The sequence below is a fragment of the Phycisphaera sp. genome, from assembly GCA_025916675.1.
GTDB lineage: Bacteria > Planctomycetota > Phycisphaerae > Phycisphaerales > UBA1924 > JAHCJI01.
The window spans coordinates 842,488-863,295 of the sequence record CP098402.1 but is presented as its reverse complement, the minus strand read 5'-3'; the positions used below and the strand labels follow the sequence as shown (position 1 = coordinate 863,295).

Sequence of the window (20,808 nt, the reverse complement as noted above, 5' to 3'; positions counted from 1 at the left end):
CATTGGTGGGGGCACCGATTCCAAAGAGAGGAACGCAGATGAAGAACCTGAGCATCATGATCGGCCTGGGCCTGATCACCGCCCCCACCATCGCAACCGCGCAGGTGGTCGATTTCGAGGACCTCGCCGAGGGCTTCTACGGCAAGACCTTCGAGTACGGGGGCATGTTCTTCCAGGACATCAATCAAGTCTCGGGCGTCTTCCCCGATGGCTCGACCTTCGGCGCGCAAGAGTTCGACGAGGTCGTCATCGAAGACGCCACCTTTTTCTACAACGACTTTCCCGAGTGGGGCAGCCCCGAAAACGCGCTGACGTTTGCCAACGCCTTCGTGCCGGGCGACAACCTATCGATCGGCCGCATCTCGTCGGCCACGATGGTGCTCGACGAGGACCAGACCAGCGTCACCATGGACATCGCCTACTACGAGAACGGCCCCTGGGGCGGCATCGTCTTCCACCTCGACGCGATCCAACTCGGCGAGGTCGTGGGCAGCAGCGACACCATCACGATCAGCGACCTGGGCGGTCGAGACAGCATCGCGCTGGGCACCCTGTCGATCTCGGGTGTCGAGTTCGACGAGCTCCACCTCTACGCCACCTTCGGCGACGAGTTCTCGCTGCCCCGCATCCTGATCGACGACATCGACTTCGGCGGTACCGCGTGCCCGGCCGACATCGATGGCGACGGTGAGCTCACCCTCTTCGACTTCCTCGCATTCCAGAATGCCTTCGACGCGGGCGATGACATTGCTGACTTCGACGGCGATGGCAACCTGACCCTGTTTGACTTCCTGGCCTTCCAGAACGCCTTCGACGCGGGCTGCTGAGCACCGCTCCGAACACATCTCCTATCCGCAACGGTCCGCCCCGCCTCCCTGGGGCGGGCCGTTGCAACTTCCAGGGGGTATTGCTGAGCCGTAGGTGAACCCGTCCCGCGCGTACCATCCCGCGTGCCACCTGCCAAAGACACCGCCGCCGCCCCCAAGGGCTACGAACGCCTCCAGCGCATCCTGGCCGACGCCGGCGTTGCCAGCCGCCGCGCCTGCGAGGAGCTCATCCGCGAGGGCAACGTGGAGGTCAACGGCCAGCTGGTCACCGACCTGCCCGCCTTCGCCCATCCCAGTCGCGACGACATCCGCGTCAACGGCCGTCGTATCCGGCTGCCCGACGCCAGCGTCACCGTGGTCTTCAACAAGCCCACGGCCACCCTCACCACGGCCGCCGACGAGCCCGGCATGGACCGCCGCACGGTCATGGACATCGTGCAGCACCCCCTGGCCCCGCGCCTGTTCCCCGTCGGCCGCCTCGACTATGACACCACGGGCCTGCTCCTGCTCACCAACGACGGCGAACTGGCCAACCGCCTGGCCCACCCACGATACGAGGTCCCCAAGACCTACCGAGCCATCGTCAGCGGCGTCATGACCAAAGAAAGCCTGGCCGACCTCGAACGCGGGGTCGTGCTCGCCCACCGCACCCAGGGCAAGACCAGGGGTGCCGAGCGTACCCAAGCCGTCCAGGTGGCCGTCACCAAGCAATTGCGCGACCGTGCCCACCTCGAGATCACGCTGACCGAAGGCCGCAATCGCGAGGTCCGCCGCGTGCTCGCCCGCGTCGGCTGCCCGGTACGCAAACTCGAGCGCGTGGCCATCGGCCCGGTCAAGCTGGCCGACCTCCGCCGCGGCCACTGGCGAGACATCAAGCCCAGCGAGCTCAAAGACCTCAAGATGGCCGTGGGTCTGATCGATGCAGGCAAGGGCACTCGCCCCAAGCGACGCCCCGCTCCGGAGAAACGCTGAGCAATGCCCGGCCTCCCCGACTGGATGAAACTGCCCGATACCCAGGAGATGGCGCGCGCCACCCACGTCAGTCGCATGGCCCTGCGCACGCTGCTGAGCAGCCGCCTGCCGCAGATGGCCGCCGCCCTGGCGTATCGCACCCTCTTCGGCCTGCTGCCCATCAGCATCGTCGCGCTGGTCATCGTCCGCATGTTCGTGGGCGACGCCGACCTGAAGCGCCTCGTCGAGCAAGCGGTCGAGTTCACGGGCATCGCCGAGGTCATCGAAACCGATGTCGGGGAATCCGCCGCCGACGAAGCCTTGGGTGACGTGGACGCGCCCCTGCCGCCGGGGCCAATGGCCCTGCCTTGGCCTTTCACCCGCAGCCTGAGCTTCCAAGCAGCGCTCGCGAGCATCGATCCATCGGGGGATAAGGAAGGATACGACTACGACGGGTCCGAACCGCCACCGCCGCCCGGCAGCCTCGAAGCCTGGGTTGACGATATCGTCAAGAACTTCGCCGGCATCCGATTCAATACGATCGGGCTCGTTGGTGGCCTCGTCCTGATCTATGCCGGACTGGCGATGATCGTCGAGGTTGAGCGCTGCTTCAACCAGATTTGCCGGGCAAAGTCCGGCCGGAGCTGGGTACGACGCATCACTCAATATTGGACGCTCATGACCCTGGGCGCGATCCTCATCGCGCTCACCTTTCTGGTGGGAGTGCAATTCAGAGAATGGGTGCGCGCCATGGCAGGCGAAGGTGACGCCTTCGGCCGCTTCATCATCGGGGCCGCGGGCTTCTTCGTGACGGTGGCCATCAGCACCGGCCTGCTCACGCTCGCGTACATGATCCTCCCGAATCGACGCCTGCGGTTCCGGCCGGTGATCGCCGGCGCATCGGTCGCAGCCGTCGGGTGGGAAGCCGCCAAGTGGGGCTTCACCCAATACCTGGGCTTCGCCACCGGATCGGACTCGACCTACGCCAACGTGTACGGCTCGATCGCCCTCATCCCCCTCTTCATGATGTGGATCTTCCTCACATGGCTCATCATCCTTTTCGGCCTGCAAGTCGCGTACGGCGTGCAGATGCTCGAAGACGGCATCCACCAGGAAGACAACAGCGACGAGCCATCGCTGCTGCTGGCCGGCCCGGGTGTCATGATCGACGCTGCCGCGGTCATTGCTCGCCGGTTCGAAGCCGGCCAGAGCGCCCGCAGTTCCGATGTGGCCGATGAGCTCTCGCTGGCCAGCGACCAGAGCACCCGCATCGTCGAGAGCCTGCAGAAGGCCGGGTTCATCCGCCAGCTCGACGACGGCGGCGGGTTCACGCTCTCGATGCCAGCCGACAAGATCCGCCTGGCCGACATCGCGAAGGCCGCGACCTCGGGTGCCGCCTCGCGCGAGGGATCGGCCGCCGCAGAGCTGTCTCAGGCCGCCGTCAAAACCCTGGGCGACGCGACCCTACACTCCAGGGTTGTGGCTGCCACGGCAACCCCCACTACCCCAGACGGCGTACAGAAGAGCGAGGACTGATGCAGCGACGAACCGCAACCAGGGCACTGACCACCCCGGCACTACTGGCCGCCTGTGGAGCGCTGGCTCTCGGCATGGGTGGTTGCTACCGGAAGGTAGTAGATTCCCGTGGCATCGGTGCCGATAGCGTGAAGCTCCGCAGCGAGTACGAGAGCCGGCCGCTCGACTTCATGACCACCGAGAACCGACGCGACAAGCGGGAAGTCCGCTCCGCACGCGAGCGCGAGAAGTAGGCCCGCCTAAACTGTCATACGGACCGCAATTCCCCGTCTGGAGCCATCATGGGCATCGAAGCCGCACTCCCAACCGACGCCATCCTGACCACACAGCTCTCGCGGGTCATTAACTGGGCCCGTCGCAGCAGCATCTGGCCCATCCCCTTCGCCACCGCGTGCTGCGGTATCGAGCTCATGGCCACCGCGTCGAGCCGCTACGACCTGGCCCGCTTCGGCATGGAGCGCATGAGCTTCAGCCCCCGCCAGGCCGATCTTGTCATCGTCGCCGGCCGGGTCGGTATCAAAATGATGCCCGTGCTCCAACGCATCTACCAGCAGGTTGCCGAGCCCAAGTGGGTCATCTCGATGGGTGCCTGCGCATCCACCGGGGGCGTGTTCGACACCTACGCCACCGTCCAGGGCATCGACCAGTTCATCCCCGTGGACGTCTACATCCCCGGCTGCCCCCCACGCCCGGAGATGCTGCTCGAGGGCATCATGGCCATCCAGCGCATCATCGACGATCACGGGATCCCCCCCAAGGGCCCCGATGGCAAACGCGTGCCCCTGGGCATCGCCGTCCAACCCACCCACCAGAGCACGCCCCAGCCGGTGGGCGTTCGGGTCTAGCCCGCCCTCGATTCCGCAACGCGAGCGGGGCCGACTTCCCGATGCAGGGGGGGAACAATCCAGCGCATGAAGATCCACGCCACTGCCGTCGTTGTCATTGTCGCGCTGTCGCTGCTTGGGCCTACCTCCACGGTGGCCCAAGACACGCCCACCCCACCCGCTGCGGGACCGGCGAGCCCGTACATCGAGCAGATTGCGGGCGCCCCCCAGGCCGCGCTCGAGGCGGCAGCGAAGGCTCGCGACACCGCGATCGCCGACTGGCCCGCCGTCGGTGTCGACGCTCTGGCCGATGCCACAGAGAACCACGCCATCGCGCACATGCTGGCCCCATTGCCCGCATCGGCCCGCACGCTGCTGGCCCAGGTGTGGGAGAGCCACCCGCGATTCATGGGTGCCCTGGCCCGGGTATACACCGACGCCAACGACGGAGCCAGCGTGGCCACCATCGCCCAGGCCATCGCCGCCGCCAACCCCGACGCACTCGGGCACTACCCAGACCTGGCCGCCGCGGTCTGCGTCGTGCTCGATCGCCCGCGCACGTACCCCGGGCTGGGCGCCATCCTGCCCGGCGGCGCCGAGGTGTTCGATGCCCTGGTCTTCGCCCACCAGGACCGCCGCGTGATGGCCCTGCCCCTCGACGAACTGCCCGCCGAGATCCTCATCTATATGGCCGATACCGCCCTTACCGGCGAGGGCATCCGCACGATGTACCAGGATCGCCGCCGCAAGGACCCCCTCGAGCTCTACCGCACCGTGCCCTACAAGCAGGCCGGTCTCTTGGCCGGTGAGCCCGCCCTGCCTCCCGAGGAATTCACCTTCGACCGCATCGCCGAGCGCGGCGGCCTCGGCCCGCTCCGCGGCTTCTACGCCGAGCAACTGGGCCAGGCCTTTGGCTATCCAGTCGCCTTGGCCACGGGCCATCTGGCCGACGAGCGTTTTCTGGCACCGGTGTTCATTGAGAAGCAACGCCGCAATTATGCCTGGAACCTCGAAGCGCTCCCAGACCACCCCGACCTCGCGTTCGGATCGACAAAGCACCCGGTCACCGGCGAGCCCATGCCGCTGCCCGAACTGGTGGTGACCGCCGACCTCGCTCGCGCCGGGACGGACACCACCCGCGAGGCTTGGGCCCTGCTCGAAGCCGCCAAGCTGGCCGAGCCAGCCGCAAGGCTGCCGATGCTCGAAGCCTCACGGTCTCGCACGATGGGCTTCGCGGAAGCCTGGGCCCACACGCTCGGCCTGAAGCTGGAAGCCGCCAAGGGCGACCTCGACGGCCCGCAGCGCGTGCTGATCGAGTTCTTCGACAAAGCCGACAAGCTTTCGCCCCTGCTGGCCACCCGTTTGGCGCTCGACGCGATCGGCTCAATGGGTGCCGACGGCTCGGAATTGCTCGAATGGATGGCGCTCACCAGCCGGCGAGACCCCCACCGCTACGCCACAGCCCAACTCGCCATCGGCGACGCCGCCCTGGCCAGCGGGGATCGCGAGGCGGCGCAGAAGGCGTACGAAGACGTGCTCAACCGCCAAGCCGACGCCACGCCATTGGCCCTCGACGCGTTTGCCCGGCTCGAATCCATGATCACCCAGGACGGGCGCGAGGCCGAGATCTTCGAGCTCTACGCCCGGAGCCACCGCCGCTTCCGTGCACCGCGAACCTCAGAAGAGGCCGAGGCCCGCGCCAGCGCGTTCATGTTTATCGGCGAACGCTACGAGAAGCTACTGCTTGACGCCGGTCGAGAGCGCGAGGCCGAACGCCTTCGCCGCCGGCTCGATCAGGCCTTGCCCTGAGCGCACTAATACAAAAACCCCGGGCACTGCCCGGGGTTGGTCTACTTGGTCGCTCAGATGTGGTCTACTTCTTGAAGTTCAGCGACCGGCCGATGCGACGGCGGCGGTTGATCATCTTCCGGCCGCCACTGGTCCGCATGCGGGCGCGGAAGCCCATCTTGCGGGCTCGAGAGATCTTGCTGAGGCGACGGGGATAATGCATAGCTCAAACCTCGGGAAAACCCTAAAACGGCCAATCGGCCCCGCTTGGGGGAGCCCAGAGTGTAGGCCCCATCCTCGGCGGGGCCAAGTGCTGGGCATTTCTACCAAGTGAGAAGTGAAATTCACTTGGTAGTCCGCCGATGATCGTGTAGACTAGTGAGATCCGGGTTCCCGCATCCCGCTGTCGGCGATCAATGGTGCTGGTCGACCGCGAGATGCCGGAATCGCTTGGCTGATGTTTGACCGGTTGCCCCCGGATGGCACCGGCCGTGCCGAGGTTGACATGGAAGATTCCGGCGAGTTGTGTATCGAAACGGCCGAGCGGGCCGTCGGGTACACGTTCAAGAACTCCTGCCTGTTGGTGAAGGCACTGACCCACGCTTCGGTGACCGATGCGCGTGTGGATTCCAACGAGCGGCTCGAGTTTCTGGGCGATTCGATCCTTGGGCTGGTGACGAGCGAACGAATCTTCTCGCTCTTCCCCGACCTGCTCGAAGGCGAGATGACCAAAATCAAGTCGACGGCCGTGTCCCGGCGCACCTGCGCCGACATCGCCGACGCGATGGGCCTGATCGACCTGCTCTTGCTGGGCAAGGGCATGCGTGGCGGGGCCCCGCTGCCGCGCTCGCTGGCCGCCGCCGCGCTCGAGGCCATCATCGCGGCGATCTACCTCGACGGTGGATTGGACGCGGCGCGGGAGTTCTTGTCGCCTCACCTTGACCCGTGCATCCAGAAGGCCGCACGCTTGGGCCACCAAGAGAACTTCAAGAGCGTGCTCCAGCAGCACGCCCAGCAGCAACTCGGCGCAACCCCCCATTACCGCGTGATCGATGAGCAGGGTCCCGACCACGCCAAGAGCTTCAAGATCGGCGTCGAGATCGACGGCCACGTGTACCCGCCACAATGGGGGCAGAGCAAGAAGCGGGCCGAGCAGCTCGCCGCCCTCGAAGCGCTCCACCAGATCGGGCTGATCGAACGCACCAACGACGGCGAGATCCGTCTGATCGAAGCCGCCGACGCGAAGTAACCGAATTATTTGGAAGGACGAACGTCGAGCACGACCGGCAGGTGGTCGCTCTGGCCGGTATCGTCCGAGTCGAGGCCGAGACGCGCGAGCGCCGCTTCGCTCAGCACGCTCGTGTCGAACACGAAGCTGTTCACCGCTTCGGCCACGGCATCGCTATACAACAAGAAGTCGAGCCGGCCGGGCGTGTACGTGTTGCCCTTGTCGTAATAGGTGTACATCGCGTGATCGCCGAGGCGCATCGCCGGCGAAACCGCGAGTGGTGATCCGTCGAGGTCGACACCCCGGGCGATCGCCTCGAGTGGTGGAAGGGATCCGACGAGATTCAGGTCGCCGCCGATCACCACGCCCCACGCCTCGCTGCCGGGGGCTTCGGCGAGCGCCTCGGCGACCATGTTGGCGATCGTGGTTGCTTCGGCCGAACGCTTGCGGTCTTCCGAGCTGTCCTTAGTGCCGCAACACTTGAGGTGCGTCGAGCCAACGGCCAATGGTCCGACGGGCGTTCGCACCAACCCGCCAACAAAACGCAGTGCCTCCTGGGCATTGACCGGGTTGGGCGCGTCCATGGGCGTGAGTTCGGAGAGCGGGTGCCTGGAGGCAACCGCGACGCCCCAGGCCTTGCCCTTGAGAACCTGCCAGTCGGCCGAATCGTCAATGTGGGCGGTCAGCCAGGCCTTCACGGTGCTCGCGTCGCCTTCGGCCCATTCCTGGAAAAGCAACACGTCCGGATCGAGCACGCGGATGATACGGGCGAACGGCTCCGGGTTTCGAGCGGGGCTGGTGTGCTCGACGTTGTACGTGAGCACGCGGACGGCATTATCGGGCCTGGCCGGCACATGGACGTCCTGAGGCTGCCACGGACTCGCGGGCGGCGCGGTAACCTCGAACGGATCGGCCCAGCCGCTGACCTCTCCCCGGCCGTCATACATGACCACGACGCCGGCGACTCGCCCCGAACCGCCCAAGCCCCGGGTACTCAGCCCGAGTTCGTCGGTTGCCGAACGCGCGATGCGAGCCTCGTACCACTCGGCGGCGTGCGTGGGCGTGAACGAGAAGCCCAGCCGCTCGTGGGGCACGACGCGGGCCGTGCCATCGGGCGCGTGGACGCGGAACATGACGCCCGAGCCCATGCGCGGGGCGTCGGGCTCGCGCGGGGAGAAGATGACCTCGATGTCGGCGCCCAACCCGCCACGCACGGTCGGCTCTTCGATCGATCGACCTGTCCCAGGATCGCCATCGGCGTCGATGTAGACCGCCATCGCGGAGTCCATGCCCTGGAGCGTGCGCATGGGGCCCTCGAGCGAAAACCGCAAGTACAGCCAGTTGGCATCGGCCACGGCGGCCACGTCGCCGGGCCACTCACTGATATCGCCGTCGAGGGTGATGGTCTGGCTGCCCGACCAGGACTGGAACACCGCGGCTTCGGTCTCGGCAGGGACTTCCGCGGTCGCGACGATCGTGACGGGGGCCGGTGGCGAATCCTCGGAGCATCCACCAAGCACGAGGCCGGTTAGGGCGATGCTGGCAGCGACGGAGCAGAAGACGGGTCGGGAATAGTCGTTCATCGAACAACCGTACCCCCGCGAGGCGGGGGCAGGCGAACGTTCACGAAATCCTCATGGTCCGGTCCGGCCGGGCTAGTTGCCCATAGCGATAGCGGTGATGATGGTCGCCACCATGCCCACGACCATGACCAGCGTGAGAACGACGAGCCAGCGCTGGGCACCGGTCAGGGCACGGCCGATGCGGGCGTCTCGCTCGGCCTCGTGGCGTCGCATGGCGTCGATAGCACTCGCCAGGCGGTCGTTGGTGCCCGAGACGGCCAGGATGGTCTGGTTGATCTCCAGAAGGCTCTGGGCGAGCTTCTCTTCACGCTGGGTGGCGTGGGCGATCGCCTGGGAGATCTCATCGAGCCGAGCGCTCTGGGTGGCCAGGGCTCGCTCGACCTTCTCATGGCCCTTGAACTGGTTCGCCTTGAGCTCGTCGATCGAGGCGAGCATCGTGTCGATCCGTTCGCGAATCTCGGGCAGGGCAGCAGCCGACTCGCGGATCTGGTCGAGCACGCCCATGGCCTGATCGAAGCGGCCGCCCTGGGCGTCGACATGGGTGCGGAGCTTCTCGATGAGGTCGACGACCTCGCCGATTTCCGGGCCGGTTGGCAGCTCGGGCTCAGGGGCGGCCTCAATGGCTGTGGTCTTGGGTGGCTTGTCGGCCTTGGGCTCGGGGTGAACCAAGCCGAGGGTCGAGTCGTCCATGTCTTCGAGGAGCGAGCCGGAGCCCAGGGCACCGTCCGGCTCGTCCTGCCCGGGGCGATTCGGGGCGAAGACCTCGATCGGACGGGCGGGCGTTCCCGGCACCTTCGGCTGGTCAGCAACCGCGACCGAACTCGAAGCATGGGACACCGGGCGCATCGCGGTACCGGTGCTGGGGGCCTTGGGCTTGCCGGCCACCTTCATTGCTGGAGCGATCGGTTTGGCGGGCTTGGGAGCCCTCGGCGCCTTGGCCTTCTTCTGGGTCATGGGCTCGCCGGCGTGCTGGGGATGGGTCAAAACGCGCATGAATCGCTGGAACAGGCTCAATTCGTCGCTCCCTCGGTAGACCTGTGAGACACCGGCGTGACTCCCACGCCAGACCCTTTTGTAGCATCGTCAGGCCGCAGGCAAAATCGCCAGACTTCATCTGGAATCCCGAATTCGTGGGCAATCGGGCCTACCGCTCGCTGACGGCGGTCGAGACTGTTGTGGAGCTGATGCGGCTCTCGCTCTCGAACTGGACCTCAACACGGCCCTCACGCAAGGCCTCGCCCTCTCGGATGCCCTCGCCGATCGCCAGCAGCGTGAAACGGACCGCGGTCGTCTCGCCGGCGGGTATGGGATGGTCGAAGCGGTACACCCGATAGTCGGTGGCCGCCTCGCTGCTGACAAAGGGCGGCTCAACGCCGTTGACGGAGAAGCCCTTGATGAAACCGAGTTCAATGGTGATGGCCGAGAGCGTGCGGTCCTCGGGCCCGTTGTTGCGCACGCGGACGGTCATCTCGATTCGGTCACCCACGGCAACAGCGGCGGGCGCTTCGGCGGTCACCTCGATGCCCTCGGGCGCCCAGATGATGTACGGGCCGAGGAACCAGACGGCCAAACCCCATGCGGCCAGCGATGCCACGCCGAGCATGGCACCAACAACGAGGATGACTTGGATGGCTCGCTTCATGCTGGGGGATGGAGGGCCCGGGCATGCGCCGGGGCCTCGTGGCTCACGCGATCGTGACGTTGGTATCGAGGTAGACGTCCTGGATGGAATGCAGCAGGTCAACACCCTCGTTCATTGGGCGCTGGAAGGCCTTGCGACCCGAGATGAGGCCCATGCCGCCGGCTCGCTTGTTGATAACGGCGGTGCGGACGGCATCTTGCAGGTCGCTCTCGCCCTTGCTCTCGCCGCCCGAGTTGATCAGCGGCACGCGGCCCATGTAGCAATTGGCGAGCTGGTAGCGGACGAGCTCGATGGGGTGACCGCCCTGGCCGTTCTCGTCGCCGCCGGCCAGCTCGGTGTAGATCTTGGTGTTGAACTTGCCGTAGCTGGAATCGCCCGTGTTGAGCGCGGCGTAGCCGCCGTTCTTGGTGGCCAGCTTCTGCTTGACGATGTCGGCCTGGATGGTCGCGCCCAGGTGGTTGGCCTGGCCGGTCAGGTCGGCGCTGTCGTGGTAGTCGGTCTTCTTGCCGTCGGGGCCGGTCACCTTGAAGGCGTCGTTGCGGGTGTAGCACCACAGCACCGTGACCATGCCCAGGGCGTGGGCGTGGGCGAACATCTCGCTGACGTACTGGATCTGCTCGCGCGAGTTGTCGCTGCCGAAGTAGATCGTCGCGCCCACGGCGATAGCACCCATCTCATAGCACTGCTGGACGGTGCCATACAGCGTCTGGCTGTGGACGTTGGGATAGGTCAGCAGCTCGTTGTGGTTGAACTTGACCAGGAACGGGATCTTGTGGGCGTACTTGCGGGCCACCGAGCCCAGGACACCGAACGTCGATGCGACGGCGTTGCAGCCGCCCTCGAGGGCCAGCTTCACGATGTTCTCGGGATCGAAGTACTGCGGGTTTGGCGCGAAGCTGGCACCGGCCGAGTGCTCGATGCCTTGGTCGACGGGCAGGATGCTGACATAGCCGGTGCCGCCCAGCCGGCCATGGTTGAGCATCGTCTGGAAGTTCCGCAGCACGGGCACGGGGCGGTCGCCCTGAGCGACCACGCGATCGATGAAGTCGGGCCCGGGCAGGTAGAGGCTGCCCTTGTCGAAGCCGGTGGCCGAGTACCCCAGCAGGGTGTCGGCGTCGCCGCCCAGGATCGAAGCGATGTCACGGCTGGCGGTCTTGGGCGCGGTCATGGTGGTCACGGTCTGGGCTCCACGGGGACATTCATGATGGAATCTTGTTCGGTAAACATGGTAGGGCTCCGGCCCACCGGGGTTCGCCCGTTCGGACGGTGGCAGGCACCAAACGACCCCGCCCACCCGGTGCAACGGCCGGGTTGCCGGCATACCTCGTACCGTGCCCGCCAGTGACAAGCCCCCCCTCGACCCGGGCCCGGGGCACGTTTCCAAACACCAGAAAGGCAACCCCATGAACACCAGACTCTTCGCCGTTGGGCTCCTCGCCCCCGCCTCGCTGGCCCTGGCCCAGCTCGACGAGACCACGAGCTTCGAGGACATCACGTCCAGCGACTTCGTAATCGGCACGCCCCCGATCAGCGCCCACTTCACGGGCGGAGACTCGATATCGGTGGGCGACCTCCGGTTATACCGCACGGGCCTGTTCTCGTGGATGGTGTTCGACGACGGCCGCGTCGGCCGCATCGACTTCGACGCCCCGGCGGACATCGTCGACTTCTGGCTGATCGACTCCGCACCGCTCTTGGCCGGGGAGGTCCGCGTTTTCGGGCTGTCGGGCGAGACGCTGGCGACCATCGACCCAACGCTCGAGTTCACCAACGAGCGTTTGGAAGGCCTCGGGCCGATCGCCGCGATCGAGGTGGTCAATACCGACGGAGAGACGGGCGAATCAACGGTCATCGACGACTTCGGCTTCCGCGCCGTCCGCCGGCTCGCCAACCCGATCGCCGAAAGGATTTCCACGAGCGACGTCGACGTGCGCCTCGAACTGGTCGCCGACGGGATGGCCGCCCCGAACCTGCTGATCACCGCGCCCGACGGCAGCGGCCGGTTGTTCGTGGTCGACCAGGCGGGCCAGGTACGCATCATCGAAGACGGCACCCTGCTGGCAACGCCGTTCCTCGACGTCGCCGACCGGCTCGTCGACCTGGGCATCTTCGGCACGGGCGACCCGTTCGGCGACTTCGACGAGCGCGGGCTGCTGGGCCTGGCGTTCCATCCCGACTATGCGAACGCCGGCGCGCCGGGTTTCGGCAAGCTCTACACCTACATCAGCGAGCCTGTTGCCGGCGCTGCGGACTTCACCACCGCCTCGCCGCCGCCCGCAGGCCGTGAATTTGACCACCAGACGGTGATCCACGAGTGGCAGGTCGACGCGGCCGATCCGGATCGCGTCGACCCCGCGAGCGTGCGTGAGCTCATGCGCATCGACCAGCCCCAGTTTAATCACAACGCGGGGCATGTCGAGTTCGGCCCCGATGGCCTGCTGTACATCGCCCTGGGCGACGGCGGCGGCGCGGACGACGAGGACGGGCAGCCGAGCTTCGGCGGCCCGGTCTTCGGCCACGGGCCCGCTGGCAACGGGCAGGACACCTCCACCGCCCTCGGCTCGATCCTTCGCATCGATCCGCTCGGGGCCGTGGGTGCCCCCAGCGCCAACGGTGAGTACTCCGTGCCCGGCGACAACCCGTTTGTTGGCTCCGATGGCGTCGACGAGATCTTCGCCTACGGCATGCGCAACCCGTTCCGCTTCGCGTTCGCCCCCGATGGGCGGATGATCGTCGCCGACGTGGGCCAGAACGACCTGGAAGAAGTTTCTTTCGCGGGCAACGGCGACAACCTGGGCTGGCGCATCCTCGAGGGCAGCTTCCGCTTCGTGCCCAACGGCGAGGGCAACGGATTCGTGATCGACAACCTCGACGGCGTGCCGAGTGACCTCGTCGATCCCGCGGTCGAATATGACCACGACGAGGGGCTGAGTTCCATCGGCGGGTACGTCTACACCGGAGCAGCCATCCCCGCATTAAGGGGGCGTTACGTGTTCGGCGATTTCTCGCTGGCGTTCGACACGCCAACGGGCCGGCTGTTCCACGCCGATCTGGACGCTGGCGAACTGCTCGAGTTCCCGTCGAGCGTCGCCGGGTTGGACACCTTCGTCAAGGGCTTCGGCCAGGACGACGCCGGTGAGGTCTACGTGCTGGCCGGCCGGAACCTTGGCCCGTTCGGTGATTTTGGCGAGGTCTACCGGCTGGTCGCGGCCTGCCGGGCCGACCTGGACGGCGACGGCGTCCCGACGCTGTTCGACTTCCTGGCCTTCCAGAACTTCTTCGACGCGGGCGACCCCGCCGCCGACTTTGATGGCGACGGCAGCCTGACGATCTTCGACTTCCTGACCTTCCAGAACGAATTCGACGCGGGCTGCCCGTAATTTTGGAGCCCGAGATCCTGCCCAACGGGCCCGCGGTACGATAAACGCTCCGCGGGCCCTCTTTCGTGGGATCCCTCTGGCCCGCGCCCGAATCAGGAGACCAACATGGACCTGCTGTTGTCGCTGTGGCTGCCAATCCTGGTATGCACGGTTGTGCTGTTCTTTGCCAGCTTCGTGGCGTGGGCGCTCTCGCCGCACCACAAGCCCGACATCAAGTACCTGCCCGACGAGGATGCGCTCTTTGCCATCATCAAGGCGCAGAACCTGACGCCGGGCCAGTACATGTTCCCCAAGTGCGAGCACGCCGACTCGAAGAATCCGGAGATGGTCGCCCGCTACAAGGCCGGGCCCTGGGGCTTGCTCCGCGTGTGGCCTGGCGAGGTCAACATGGGCAAGAATATGGCAGCGACGATTGCTGCCTTCCTGGTGATCACCGTCGTGATCGCGTACCTCGCGTCGATCGCGTTGCAGCCCGGTGCCGAGTTCATCAAGGTGTTCCAGTTCGCCGGGACGGCGGGCGTGCTGGCCCACACCGCCGGCGGGGTCATCGGCGAGGTATGGTTCACCAAGCCCCTGCGTGCGAAGGTGATGGACTTCCTGGATGGCGCCGTGTACGGGCTGCTGACCGGGTTGATCTTCGCGCTGCTGTGGCCGGGTGGTGCCGTCGCCGTGTGATCTGCGCCTAGTTCCTGAACGCCTGGAGTGCCGCGCCGATCGCGGCGTCGGTTGCGGCGGGGCCACCCTGGCCCGCCGCGTTGCAAGCACTCAGCAGGGCGGCATCGCGCTCGGGCGCGACCCAGACCACGGCGAACCACATCGTGTTGCTGCCGCTGTGCGTCAGCACGGTGCCGTCGCCGCCCTCACCCCTGGCCCACGGCCTCTGCCCCACGAACCAGCCCGCAGCGGCGGAGAACGTCGGCGGGCCCACCGGCCGGTGCAACTCGGCGTAGTTCTCACGCGAGAGCCCGATCGCGTCGCGCTGGCCCTCTTCGAGGTCGTCGCCGCGCGCGTGCGCTAAGGCGAATCGGCCCCAGGCTTCCATCGTCATGTGCAGCGTGCCGGCGGGGCCAAACGCCGCGGGGTTGTCGCCAGCAATGTTGGGTGGTTGGGCCTGCCATTCGTTGCCCGCTCGTCGATGCCCGAGCGGTTGGGTTGGACTGGCGGGATCGTCACCAGCCGGCGGGGCGCCAAAGCCGAACGCCTCCCGCTCGATGCCCAGCGGCAGGAGAACGCGCTCGGCTAAAAGGTCCTCCCACGGCTTGCCACCCAATCGCTCGCAGACCGCACCGGCCACGATGTACCCGCAGTTCGAGTACACACCAGGCTCGCCTTCGGCGGGTGGTTCGCCCCCGGCCTCCATGGCGTAACGCACCACGTCCTCTCGTGCCTCTCCGCGCTCGGTCACGTACAACCGCCGCATCAATGCAGCATCGGGGTTCGCCGGCAGACCGGCTCTGTGCCGCACGAGTTCGGCAAGCGTGGCGCTCGCGGCGTGCTCGCTCAGCTCGTCGCCAAGCTCCTCGCACACTTCGGGCAGCGCTTCACGAAGCGTGTCGGTCCAGCGGATCTTGCCCTCGGCGACATAGGTGGCCAGCAGCGTGGCGGTGAACGCCTTGGTGCACGAGCCGATGTGCCAGAGGTCGCCGGTGGTGGCGGGCACGCCCGAGGGACCACCCGGGCCGATGGCCCGGTCGCCGACCGCCCACGGGCCGGCGCTCGTCGCCGCCTCACCATCCCATCGCACGCCGTAGGCGGTCAGGGCGGGCACGCCATGCTGGGCCCGGATGGCTTCCAGGGCACCCCGTGCCGGGTTGTCGTCTGGGTCTGCGTGGGGGTTGTTGGCCTGCCGCGCGGCCGCAGACATGGGAAGGGCCAGGACGAGCAGCGGGACCAGCACGACGCGAGCGATGGGGTGGACGGGCATGGCCAAGGCTATCCGAGTCCAACCCCCAACCTGCACCCCCACCCCCACCCCCACGAACCCCCATGAACCCAACCAACCCCACGCAAGCCTCCGCCATCGCGAGAACCCGACCCAAGGCGACCGGCGATCGGCTGGCGGCGGCCGGTGGTCGGCTGCCGGGGGCCCGCGGTCGGCTGCCGACGGCCGGCAGTCGCCTATCGATGACCGACAGTCGACGATCGGTCACCGAAGATTTTGGATTGGCTTGCGATTTATTGATGTCATGCTTGACAATGTCAACATTGGATGCATATTGTTCATTGCCAACTGAATATATTGCAAGATGACCATGCAGCACCCACTCACCAACCAAACAAGCCCGCAGGCGTCCGAGAAGCCGGCCCTGGAACGGTCCCCGCTGGCCCGGCTGCCCGCCGATGACCTCTCGCTCGTCGTCGAGTTCGTGCTGTGCTCGGGCTCGCTGAAGGACCTAGCCAAGCAGTACGGCGTGAGCTATCCGACGATTCGGGGCCGGCTGGACGGGGTCATCGAGCGGCTGCGGGCGGCGGTGGAAGACCGGCCGCGGGACCCGCTGGCCGAGACACTGGCCGAAATGGTGCAGCGGGGCGAGCTATCGGCGGGCGGGGCCCGGCGGGTGCTGGCGGCGGCCCGGGAGCGGGCGGAGAACGGACAAGAGAACAACCTGAAGGGGGTGTCGTGATGGATCCTTGGTTTACCGAGCAGACGGCGGGCATGGTGGGCACGATCATCGGCGTGGGGCTGGGGGCCGGCTTCGGCGGCATCGGCGGCGGCGTGGGCGGGCCGCTGGCGGGCATGGGCAAGGCCAAGGGATTCGTCTTGGGCATCTTCGCCCTTGGGCTACTCATCGGCATCGGGCTCGCGCTCACCGGGCTGGTGGCCCTGGTCATGGGCCAGCCCTGGCACGTGTGGTTCGTGTTCCTGGCACCCGGGGTGACGTGCGCCCTGATCTTCGGCATGCTGCTACCGGTGATCCGTGCCCAGTACGCCAGGGCCGAGCAGCGGAAGGTGGACGCGGCGGCGATCCGGGGTGCGTGAGCACGGGTTGGACCGATCCGGGCGAATATCATCGCCCGCATGACCAATTCAGCCAACGACACGTACACCTCCCCGCTCGCCTCCCGCAACGCGTCCCCGGAAATGCTCCGCATCTGGAGCCCGAGGCACAAGTTCAACACCTGGCGGCGGATCTGGCTGGCGGTGGCCGAGGCCCAGCACGAGGTGACGAAGGGCTGGGGATCCCAACGAGCCCCTCGCGCAAGCGAGGGGACTGCGGTACCTCCGGCACATGATGCGGCCATTCCCCCCGCTCGCGCGGGGGGCTCGTTGGGGCAAGGCCCCTTGGTCACCAAGGAACAGCTCGATGAGCTTCGAGCGGTGGTCGAGCGAGGCATCACCGACGAGGAGATCGCCCGCGCGAGCGAGCTCGAACGCGACCTGCGCCACGACGTGATGGCCCACGTGCACTGCCTGGGCGAGCAGTGCCCCAAGGCGAAGGGGATCATCCACCTGGGGTGTACGAGCCAGGATGTGGTGTGTAATGCGGATTTGTTAACGATCTTGGAATCTGCACGGCTCACGCAATTGAAGCTCGCAAGCGTGATCCGTTCTCTCAGCGAGTTCGCCCATCAATGGCGAGAGACTCCCACTCTGGCGTTCACACACTATCAAGCCGCTCAGCCCACAACGGTTGGACGCCGTGCCGCTCAATGGGGCTACGAACTGTCGCTGTGTGAAGATCGTGTAGGCGACCAAGCGGATCCGGACTCGCTGCGGATGCTGTGGCGAGGCTTACGCGGAGCATCTGGAACGCAAGCATCGTTCGTGAATCTCTTCGATGGTGATCTGGATCTGATCGATTACTTCGAAGCGAACTTTATTGAGCGACTATGCGAGTACAACAAATGGGTACCACGACACAAGCTCACGACGCAGACGTATCCGCGCGTCTATGACACTTTCGTCCTCGCCGATCTCGCCTCCACCGCCTCCGTCCTCCACAAGATCGCCACCGACATCCGCCTCTTGAGCAACCGCAAGGAGATCGACGAGCCATTCGGTGCCAAGCAGATCGGCTCGTCGGCCATGCCCTACAAGCGCAACCCGATGAAGTGCGAGCGGATCTGCGGGCTCACGCGCTTCGTGATGAACCTGGTGGGCAACGCCTACGACACCGCCGCCACGCAGTGGCTCGAACGCACACTCGACGACTCGAGCAATCGCCGGTTGTCTCTGCCGGAAGCGTTCCTCGCCCTCGATGGCGCGCTCGACCTGATGCACCAGGTGGCGTCGGGCTTGGTCGTGCACGAGGCCATGGTCCGCAAGAACCTGATGGCTGAGCTGCCCTTCCTGGCGACCGAGAACATCATGATGGAGGCCGTCAAGCTCGGCGGCGATCGGCAGGAGCTGCACGAGAAGATCCGCGTGCACGCTCAGGCGGCTGGCATGAAGGTCAAGCAGGAGGGCCAGGACAACGACCTAATCGAACGGCTGCGGGCCGACGAGGCGTTCGGGGCCGTACACCACCTGCTGACCGAGGACCAGTTGCTCGACCCGATGAAGTACGTGGGGCGGAGCGTCGAGCAGACCGAGCGATTCCTCAAGGAAGTGGTCGAGCCGCTACGGGAGAGGTACGGAGCAGACCTGGATTCGCTAGGGGGGAGTGATCGGGGGGTGTAGGGAATTCGTCGGCGCGCACGGTGATCCCATAGGCCTGCCGGTCGGACTTGATGAACGGGATCAGCGGGATGTCGGGCCTGCAGCCCGCCATCGCGAGCACGCAGACCGAGCCCGAGATCAGAGCAACGACACGTTTGGTTGGTTCGCGACGCACGGGATCCTCCTTGAAGTAAGCAGCCGTATTCTCGGCGCTTGGCCCGATGCCGGCCCAAAAATCTCCCAGTTAGCCGCCCATCAATCGCTTGATCGCCCGCCGCGTTCGCACGGCCCGGTAGAAGCCCAGCGCGGCGATCGCGCCGCCCGCGAGCAGGAACACGACCGCCAACGCGTTCGTCAGCCCGCCATCGAAAAACTTGAGCAGCGAGCCCCCCACTACCAACATACCCAGGGCCGTGCGGACGTAGGCCAGGAACGTTCGCTCGTTGGCCAGGCGCGTGCGGTCGGCGGCGAGGCGTTGGGCGATGGTGGGCTCGTTCGCGGCGGGCTGGTCCATCGAGGACTGTAGCGGCGTTCTACTCCGCCTCGGGGTGGCAGTAGCACGAGGCGACCGGCTTCACGTCCGCCCGGGCCCACACCCTGGCGCGGCGGGCATCGACCGCGGTCGTGTCCTCGCCGGCGGCGGCCAACGCCTGGCTGAGGCCCAGCAGTGCCCAGCCGTTCTCGGGGTACTTGTTGAGGTCTTCAAGGTAGACCGCTTTGGCCTCGTCGTGCCGGCCCTCGGCCATCAGCAATGCACCCAGGGCGTGGCGGACCGGCTGCATCCAATCTGGCGGCTCGTCGTAGTTGAGCTGGTCCTCGAGCACGATGCCCTGGCGAAGGAACGCGAACGCCTCGTCGGGATGGCCGGCCTTGTAGGCGATCTCGCCATTGAGCATGTGGCGCGCAACGGCCAGCACGTCGCTGGCGGCACTGTTACCCACGACCCAATCCTCGGGAACGGTGGCAGCGACTTCCTCAAACGCTTCGAGCTCTGTGCGAGCTTCGCTCACGCGACCGGTATTGGCCAGCGCGATGCCCCGGGCGTAGTGCCAGAGCGAGAGACTCAGCCGGCGGTAGTCTTCGGGCTTCTTCTCGTTCAGGACATCGTCCCACTTGCCGAAGCGGATCATGGCGTGGTAGGTCACGGGCATGAAGCCGTCGGCGATGAAGGTCCATTCCTTGAGGAAGTGCTGGGGTATGTCGCGCTCGAGCTCGCGGGCGACCGTGATGGCCGTCTCGTAGCGCCCCTCCATCATGGCGCTCCACGCGAGGAAGTGGATGTTGTGGATGAAGTACAGCGCGTAGAAGTCCGGCTCGGGGGCCTTGGCAAAGTACGCGCGATCGGCCTTCATCGCGGCCACGTTGGCGTCGCTGGCGTCGGCCCAGCGACCAACCCGGGCGTAGATATGCGCGGGCATATGCACGAGATGGCCGCTGCCGGGCACCAGCGTGCGCAGGCGGTCGGCCGAGGCCACGCCACGCTCGGGCTCGTTGGAGGCCTCGACGGTGTGGATGTAGAAGTGGTTTGCACCCGGGTGGTTGGGGTTGATCTCGAGGACGTGCTCGAGCGTGGCGACGATCTCCAGCGTGCGGCCCTTGGGCTGGCCGTCCTTGGTCCACAGGTCCCAAGGCTGGAGGTTCATCAGGCTCTCGGCGTAAAGCGCGCCCACATCGGCGTCATCCGGATATTGCGACCAGACTTGTTCCATCGCGTCGGCGTACGCCTGATCGAGATACGCCCGGTCCTCTGGCACGGGCATGGCGTAGCGCTCGGCCACGGCCCGGATGAGCGCCGCCTCAACGGGCGAAGCGTGCTCGATGGTGTCCAGAGCGCGCCGGGAGGCGGCGTAGGCCAGTTCGCTCTGCTCGTGGCTCATCACGGGGTTGTTGATGTGCAGCCCCCTGGCGTACGCCTCGCCCCAGTGCGCGATCGCGAGGGTGGGGTCGATCCCGGCGGCGTGCCTGAACGAGCGGATGGCCTCGTCGTGGTTGTAGCCATAGAGCAGTTGCAGGCTCTGGTCGAACCAGCGCTGGGCATCCGCCGAGTCGGTGGTGACCTCACGGTGATACCCACCGAAGCCGTCGTAGAGCGTGGGCGCGGGGCTACTGGCGTGGCTTGCGGTCCCCCCGTCGCTTGCTGAGCCTCCGGAATGGTTGCAGGCGACGAAGGAAGACCCCGTCGCGGCAAGGAGGGCGAGGGAGAGCAGCATCGCTGGCGTTCGTCGAGACATGGGAGGTAGTCCTAAGGCGCACAATGGGGAAATCTCGCGTGATGGATGGCGCTGGCCAGCCACGCGGCGTCGGCACCCGCCAGCGCGGGCCCGAATCCCGAGATACGAATTGTGTACGCCGATGGCGCAAAGGGCAAACCCTGAAGTGCTCGTCGACGCACATTTACATCACAAATGTCAGAAAACACGCACGAACGGCGTTCCGACGATGCCCAGGA

The 20,808-nt window shown here is 66.4% G+C and carries 19 protein-coding genes and 1 pseudogene; 12 read left to right on the top strand and 8 right to left on the bottom strand.

What is annotated here, in order from left to right; all coding sequences use genetic code 11:
- The first annotated feature begins 38 nt into the window (after positions 1–38).
- The 6 genes and pseudogenes from NCW75_03765 to NCW75_03740 all read left to right on the top strand — a co-directional run bounded on the left by NCW75_03765 (position 39) and on the right by NCW75_03740 (position 5,947).
- The gene (locus NCW75_03765) at positions 39–827 is read left to right on the top strand and encodes a hypothetical protein (protein UYV13406.1); all 789 of its coding nucleotides are present in this window, start codon (positions 39–41) and stop codon (positions 825–827) included.
- A gap of 123 nt (positions 828–950) precedes the next feature.
- On the top strand, positions 951–1,799 hold the full coding sequence (locus NCW75_03760; GenBank protein ID UYV13405.1) for an rRNA pseudouridine synthase: 849 nt from the start codon (positions 951–953) through the stop codon (positions 1,797–1,799).
- Between the two features lie 3 nt (positions 1,800–1,802).
- The gene (locus tag NCW75_03755) at positions 1,803–3,314 is read left to right on the top strand and encodes a YihY/virulence factor BrkB family protein (protein ID UYV13404.1); all 1,512 of its coding nucleotides are present in this window, start codon (positions 1,803–1,805) and stop codon (positions 3,312–3,314) included.
- Complete coding sequence (locus tag NCW75_03750; GenBank protein UYV13403.1) at positions 3,314–3,547, top strand: hypothetical protein; 234 nt, start codon at positions 3,314–3,316, stop codon at positions 3,545–3,547. The genes NCW75_03755 and NCW75_03750 overlap by 1 nt, the downstream gene beginning before the upstream one ends.
- Before the next feature lie 48 nt (positions 3,548–3,595).
- Positions 3,596–4,018 (top strand): annotated as a pseudogene (gene nuoB / locus NCW75_03745) (NADH-quinone oxidoreductase subunit NuoB).
- Positions 4,019–4,225: 207 nt separating this feature from the next.
- Complete coding sequence (locus NCW75_03740) at positions 4,226–5,947, top strand: hypothetical protein (protein ID UYV13402.1); 1,722 nt, start codon at positions 4,226–4,228, stop codon at positions 5,945–5,947.
- Between the two features lie 64 nt (positions 5,948–6,011).
- On the opposite strand, the gene NCW75_03735 is transcribed toward NCW75_03740, so the two are convergent.
- Positions 6,012–6,149, bottom strand: coding sequence for a 50S ribosomal protein L34 (locus tag NCW75_03735; GenBank protein ID UYV13401.1), 138 nt, complete (start codon positions 6,147–6,149; stop codon positions 6,012–6,014).
- Positions 6,150–6,383: 234 nt separating this feature from the next.
- Between NCW75_03735 and rnc the strand changes: the two genes are divergently transcribed.
- Positions 6,384–7,175, top strand: coding sequence for a ribonuclease III (gene rnc, locus NCW75_03730; GenBank protein ID UYV13400.1), 792 nt, complete (start codon positions 6,384–6,386; stop codon positions 7,173–7,175).
- Between the two features lie 5 nt (positions 7,176–7,180).
- Here rnc and NCW75_03725 read toward each other — a convergent pair whose 3' ends face one another.
- The 4 genes from NCW75_03725 to NCW75_03710 all read right to left on the bottom strand — a co-directional run bounded on the left by NCW75_03725 (position 7,181) and on the right by NCW75_03710 (position 11,547).
- Positions 7,181–8,737: an endonuclease/exonuclease/phosphatase family protein gene (locus NCW75_03725; protein UYV13399.1), complete on the bottom strand. Its 1,557-nt coding sequence runs from the start codon at positions 8,735–8,737 to the stop codon at positions 7,181–7,183.
- A 72-nt stretch (positions 8,738–8,809) separates the two neighbouring features.
- Positions 8,810–9,751 (bottom strand): hypothetical protein, encoded by a 942-nt coding sequence (locus tag NCW75_03720; GenBank protein UYV13398.1) that lies wholly within the window; start codon positions 9,749–9,751, stop codon positions 8,810–8,812.
- 130 nt (positions 9,752–9,881) lie between these two features.
- A complete protein-coding gene (locus NCW75_03715) occupies positions 9,882–10,379 on the bottom strand; it encodes a hypothetical protein (protein UYV13397.1) in 498 nt (165 codons plus the stop codon).
- A 43-nt stretch (positions 10,380–10,422) separates the two neighbouring features.
- Positions 10,423–11,547, bottom strand: a complete 1,125-nt coding sequence (locus tag NCW75_03710; GenBank protein ID UYV14221.1) for a class I fructose-bisphosphate aldolase — start codon at positions 11,545–11,547, stop codon at positions 10,423–10,425.
- Between the two features lie 235 nt (positions 11,548–11,782).
- Between NCW75_03710 and NCW75_03705 the strand changes: the two genes are divergently transcribed.
- Both NCW75_03705 and NCW75_03700 read left to right on the top strand, forming a co-directional pair.
- The gene (locus NCW75_03705; protein ID UYV13396.1) at positions 11,783–13,759 is read left to right on the top strand and encodes a PQQ-dependent sugar dehydrogenase; all 1,977 of its coding nucleotides are present in this window, start codon (positions 11,783–11,785) and stop codon (positions 13,757–13,759) included.
- Positions 13,760–13,864: 105 nt separating this feature from the next.
- Positions 13,865–14,434: a hypothetical protein gene (locus NCW75_03700; protein UYV13395.1), complete on the top strand. Its 570-nt coding sequence runs from the start codon at positions 13,865–13,867 to the stop codon at positions 14,432–14,434.
- A 7-nt stretch (positions 14,435–14,441) separates the two neighbouring features.
- Here the strand turns inward: NCW75_03700 and NCW75_03695 are convergent, their stop codons facing one another.
- The gene (locus tag NCW75_03695) at positions 14,442–15,683 is read right to left on the bottom strand and encodes a beta-lactamase family protein (GenBank protein UYV13394.1); all 1,242 of its coding nucleotides are present in this window, start codon (positions 15,681–15,683) and stop codon (positions 14,442–14,444) included.
- Between the two features lie 322 nt (positions 15,684–16,005).
- Between NCW75_03695 and NCW75_03690 the strand changes: the two genes are divergently transcribed.
- Genes NCW75_03690 through purB form a run of 3 tightly spaced genes read left to right on the top strand, consistent with a single transcriptional unit; the run spans position 16,006 to position 18,380 of the window.
- Positions 16,006–16,383, top strand: a complete 378-nt coding sequence (locus NCW75_03690) for a DUF2089 domain-containing protein (GenBank protein UYV13393.1) — start codon at positions 16,006–16,008, stop codon at positions 16,381–16,383.
- On the top strand, positions 16,383–16,739 hold the full coding sequence (locus tag NCW75_03685) for a hypothetical protein (GenBank protein UYV13392.1): 357 nt from the start codon (positions 16,383–16,385) through the stop codon (positions 16,737–16,739). Before NCW75_03690 ends, NCW75_03685 begins: the two co-directional genes overlap by 1 nt.
- Positions 16,740–16,778: 39 nt before the next feature.
- Complete coding sequence (purB, locus tag NCW75_03680) at positions 16,779–18,380, top strand: adenylosuccinate lyase (protein UYV13391.1); 1,602 nt, start codon at positions 16,779–16,781, stop codon at positions 18,378–18,380.
- 223 nt (positions 18,381–18,603) lie between these two features.
- On the opposite strand, the gene NCW75_03675 is transcribed toward purB, so the two are convergent.
- Both NCW75_03675 and NCW75_03670 read right to left on the bottom strand, forming a co-directional pair.
- Complete coding sequence (locus NCW75_03675; GenBank protein ID UYV13390.1) at positions 18,604–18,873, bottom strand: DUF202 domain-containing protein; 270 nt, start codon at positions 18,871–18,873, stop codon at positions 18,604–18,606.
- Between the two features lie 19 nt (positions 18,874–18,892).
- Positions 18,893–20,590 carry a tetratricopeptide repeat protein gene (locus NCW75_03670; protein UYV13389.1) on the bottom strand — a complete coding sequence of 566 codons (1,698 nt, stop codon included), beginning with the start codon at positions 20,588–20,590 and terminating at the stop codon, positions 18,893–18,895.
- Positions 20,591–20,808 lie beyond the last annotated feature (218 nt).